The following is a 5034-nucleotide window of genomic DNA, read 5'->3' on the forward strand; positions in this document are numbered from 1 at the left end:
AGTTTTTAATGTTTTTTTAGTTTCGATTGCAATAATCGGTTAAAAACACCCTTCAAAAAAGGGTGTTTTTCCTGTATTTTAAACTTGACTATTCCTTTATTGTGTCACTTACAAAAATTCTACTTTTTTACTCTATTAGTTTGTAACAAAATAATTCATTCTTCTACTTATACTTCAAAAACATCTCAATTTTATGCTCAAAATTCGGGACCTAAACAAATCATACGACACGGGAAAAACCCAACTGCACGTTCTCAAAGGAATCAATTTAGAAATTGAAGAAGGGGAATTTGTTTCTATCATGGGAAGTTCTGGTTCGGGAAAATCTACTCTTCTCAATATTATAGGAATACTGGATGAAAAAGACTCAGGAGTTTATGAACTGGATGGCATCCCTATTGAACATCTGTCCGAAGTAAAAGCCGCTGAATATCGCAGTAGATTTTTAGGATTTATCTTTCAATCATTTAACTTAATCGGTTACAAAACCGCGCTGGAAAACGTCGCACTCCCGCTCTATTACCAAAATGTTCCCAGAAAAGAACGAAACCAAAGAGCACTGGAATACTTAGGAAAAGTAGGTCTTGCAGACTGGGCAAACCACCTTCCCAATGAACTTTCTGGAGGACAAAAGCAAAGGGTAGCTATTGCAAGAGCCTTGATTACCGATCCAAAAGTTGTTTTGGCAGACGAACCAACTGGAGCATTGGATTCTAAAACAACTTATGATATTATGAAGCTTCTACAAGAAATCAACCGTCAAGGAAAAACCATCATCGTTGTGACTCACGAACCTGATGTAGCAGCAGAAACCAAAAGAAATGTAGTTTTAAAAGACGGTTTAATAGAAAGTGACGAATTTATCACGCAAAGGATTCTTGAATAAGATATAAAAAGTCAAAAGCAAAATATAAAATTGATTTAGAAATTGAAATTAAAAACCAATATCTGAAACTTACCACCTAAAACCAGCTAAAAAAATGTTTGATATAGACCGATGGCAAGAAATTTTCGCTTCTATTAGAAGTAATATTTTGCGTACTGTACTTTCAGGATTTACAGTAGCTCTTGGTTTGTATATTTTCATTGTTCTTTTCGGAATTGGTTCTGGTTTGAAAAACGCTTTTACAGATGGTTTTGCAAGAGATGCTCAAAACTTGATAGCTATCTATACAGGTAAAACAACAATTGCTTACGGAGGGCTACAGGCAGATCGCGAAGTGGTCTTAAAAAATGATGATTATGAAGAAGTCATTGCCATTGATCCAGAAAAAGTAGAGTACTCTGCTCCTAAATACAGTGCCGCAATGATGGTAAAGTATGGCAAGGAAAGTGGTAATTATCAAATTAGTGGAACTACAGGGGACGAAAAATTTCTGGAAAACAGAAAAATGGTAGATGGTCGCTATATTAGTCCAGGAGACATTAATAGAAGACTGAATGTTGCTGTTATTGGTCGTATGGTTCAACGAGATTTAATCAAAAATGGAAGTCCGGTTGGAAAAGATTTAGAAATTAATGGAACCATGTTCAAAGTTGTTGGGGTTTTCTCTGATGAAGGAGGTGGAGATTGGGAAGAGAGGATGATTTCAATTCCTATTTCTACGCTGCAACAGATGAAAAAAGGTTCTGATACCGTGAACTCCATTCAATTGACTTACAATCAAAATTTAACTCCAGAACAAGCCATAGAATATGGTGAACAGCTTGAAAAACAAGTAAAAGCCAAACATAAAGTTTCGCCCGATGACGAAAATGCGATCAGAGTAAGAAATAATGCCGAAAATACAAAAGACAGCTTCCAGTTTATCTTTATTTTAACCCTAATTGTTGGGTTTATCGGAATGGGAACTCTATTAGCGGGGATTATTGGGATTAGCAACATCATGGTGTATATTGTAAAGGAAAGAACCCAAGAAATTGGCGTCAGAAAAGCCATTGGAGCAAAACCTAAAAGCATTGTTGGACTTATCATACAGGAAAGTATCATTATTACCCTAATTTCAGGATTAATAGGAGTTCTTTTTGGCGTTTTGACATTGAAATTAATCGGTGATAGCTTGGAAGAATATTTTATAAAGGACCCTAACGTTGGTTGGGGACTCATTGTAGTAGCATTTGTTTGTCTTATCATTTCTGGTCTTATTGCGGGATTTGTTCCTGCTTACAGAGCGAGTAGGATAAAAACCATAGAAGCATTAAGAACAGAATAAATGACCTTAAAAATTTAAGAACGGTGAACATTATTTTCAAAAAAGATACGTGGCAGGAAATATACCACTCACTGCGCAAAAACAAACTTCGTACGTTTCTTACGATGATTGGTGTTGCTTGGGGAATGTTTCTTTATGTTTCTCTTTTGGGAGCCGCCAAAGGAATGGAAAATGGGTTCAACAAATTGTTTTCTGGATTTGCTACCAACACCATTTTCATGTGGGCACAGAACACCAGTATCCCCTATGCGGGATTTTCTAAAGGAAGACAAATGGAACTGAATGTTGATGACATCGAAATGCTTGAAAGCAAAATTCCAGAAATAGATTACATTTCACCCCAAAGTTCTAAAGGAAATTTTGGAAGCACTGGAGAACAAATGAGTAGAAATGGAAAAACTGCAACATACACTTTAAATGGAGACTCTCCTATCGGAAACAAAATTTCAGAAAAAAAACTCTCTTTTGGCCGATACCTGAACGACGCCGATATGTCTGGAAACAAAAATGTTATCGTCATAGGGGAAGATATTTACAAGAATTTTTTTGATCACAAAAAAAATGAAAACCCCATTGGTAAAAGTATCAACGTGAAGGGAATCTTCTTTAATGTGATTGGAGTATACGTAGTAAAAAGAGGAGGCCCAATGGAAAGCAATAGCGCTTCTTACATTCCGCTCACAACCTATAGAAAAATCTATAACGATGGAGATAAAGTGGATGTATTTTCGATTGTAAGTCGATCTGATGCCGATCTAAGTGTTGTAGAAGAAAAGGTGAAAACCGAGATGAAGAAAAAGTACAATGTATCTCCAGAAGATACTAATGCTTTCGGAAGTTTTAACCTTGGTAAAGAATTTAAAAAGCTAACCGGATTTCTTAACGGAATGCAGTTACTGACGATTATTGTGGGAACACTGACTATTTTGGCAGGAGTTATCGCGATTTCCAATATATTATTAATCACAGTAAAAGAGCGAACAAAGGAAATCGGAATTAGAAGAGCATTGGGAGCAAAACCAGCTGAAGTACGTAACCAAATTTTGTTAGAAAGTGTTGTCATTACTCTTTCTTCGGGAATTTTAGGATTTATTTTAGGAATTATGTTGTTAATGTTTTTAAATGTAGCCACACAAAATCAAGACGAATTCCCATTTTATAATCCAACTGTCGATTATGCAAATGTATTTTCCTCAATGGCGGTAATGGTCACCTTAGGATTAATTGTAGGGATGATCCCGGCTCAAAGAGCTGTTAAAATTAGACCTATTGAAGCTTTGAGAAGCGAGTAAGGTTGAGATTGAGGTAGTATTGAAAAAATAAAAATTTAAGAATAAAGAAAATTAATAAGTGATATGAAAAAGAAATTCACCTTTAAAAAAGCGATATACATTCTTTTAGGATTGATTCTTTTAGGAGCATTAGGTGCAGGAATCATGTACGTCATCAACTCTAATTCGGCAAAATCAGAAACCTTTCTGACCAAGAAACCAAAGATTGAAGATACCGTGGAAAAAGTGATGGCGACAGGAGAAATTGTTCCGAAAGAAGAAATCGAAATCAAGCCTAACATGTCTGGAATCATCGAAAAAATCATGGTTAAAGAAGGTGATCATGTCGAAGTTGGACAATTAATCGCAACCATCAGAATCGTTCCTAATGTTTCCGATGTTAACAGTGCGATGCAACAAGTTAATTCAGCTGATATTGGAGTTAACAACGCCAAAACCAATCTTGCGAACCAACAACAACAATTCGCAATGCAACAAAAATTGTATCAACAAGGTGTTATTTCCAAACAAGAATTTCTTACTGCACAACAGTCGCTCTACACAGCGCAACAAAGTGTAAAAAATGCTAATCAACAATTGGTTACTGCTAACAAGCAACTACAAATTGCAAGAACTGGAGTCACTCCAGAACTTCAAAGTTTGGCAACCACCCAAATCCGCTCCAAAGCAAGAGGAACTGTTCTTGACGTCCCTGTGAAGGTAGGTAGCCAGGTAATCGAAGCTAACTCTTTCAATGCTGGAACGACGATTGCTTCTATTGCAGACCTTAATTCGCTTATTTTTGAAGGTGAGATCGACGAAGCTCAGGCTGGAAAACTTAAAGAAGGAATGGACATGAACATCGTTATTGGTGCATTACAGAATAAGTCTTTCCCTGGAAAATTAACGATGATTGCTCCAAAAGGAAAAGAAGAAAGTGGAACTATTAAATTCCCAGTGGAAGGAGAAGTCTTCAATCCAACTAATGAATATATCAGAGCAGGATTTTCAGCCAATGGAGAAATTGTTTTGAGTTCGCAGAAAAACGCATTGCTTCTTGATGAATCTCTTATTCAGTATGAAAAAGATGCTAAAAATAATGACAAAGCTTTTGTTGAAGTAAAACAAAAAGACGGAAGTTTCAAAAAGGTTTTTGTTAAATTAGGAACCTCCGATGGAATCAATGTACAAATTCTATCTGGAATCGATAAAAACGCTGAAGTCAAAGTATTCAACCCGTCGGATAAAGACAAAGAAGAACTGAAAGAACAACAAGGCAAGTAATTAATTGAGAATGAATAGTTGAGAATGGAGAATTCAATAAGCCACTTTCAACTCTCCATTTTTAATTTTCAATTAATCTACATTCCATTCCTGATAAAATTGGTCTAAAAAATTCAACATGAAATCGTGTCTTTTTGCAGACACGATTTTCTTTTTAAAATTTAATGTAAAATATTTCATACTTAATGTAATATCTTTCATACATTTGGTAAAAAAAATTTATTGAATTAGGCATCTAAAAGATATTGTTAAAGTCCTATCTTTAT

The 5034-nt window shown here is 35.4% G+C and carries 4 protein-coding genes; all 4 read left to right on the top strand.

Features of this window, described 5'->3' with window-relative positions; all coding sequences use genetic code 11:
• Window positions 1–193: 193 nt before the first annotated feature.
• Window positions 194–886, top strand: coding sequence for an ABC transporter ATP-binding protein (locus tag AC4AGG_RS15220; RefSeq protein ID WP_489772868.1), 693 nt, complete (start codon window positions 194–196; stop codon window positions 884–886).
• Window positions 887–980: 94 nt separating this feature from the next.
• Complete coding sequence (locus AC4AGG_RS15225; protein ID WP_489772869.1) at window positions 981–2213, top strand: ABC transporter permease; 1233 nt, start codon at window positions 981–983, stop codon at window positions 2211–2213.
• Window positions 2214–2236: 23 nt separating this feature from the next.
• Window positions 2237–3505, top strand: a complete 1269-nt coding sequence (locus AC4AGG_RS15230) for an ABC transporter permease (protein ID WP_489772870.1) — start codon at window positions 2237–2239, stop codon at window positions 3503–3505.
• A gap of 63 nt (window positions 3506–3568) precedes the next feature.
• A complete protein-coding gene (locus AC4AGG_RS15235; RefSeq protein ID WP_489772871.1) occupies window positions 3569–4768 on the top strand; it encodes an efflux RND transporter periplasmic adaptor subunit in 1200 nt (399 codons plus the stop codon).
• The last annotated feature ends 266 nt before the right edge of the window (window positions 4769–5034 follow it).

The organism is Chryseobacterium sp. CG10_8, from assembly GCF_058117085.1.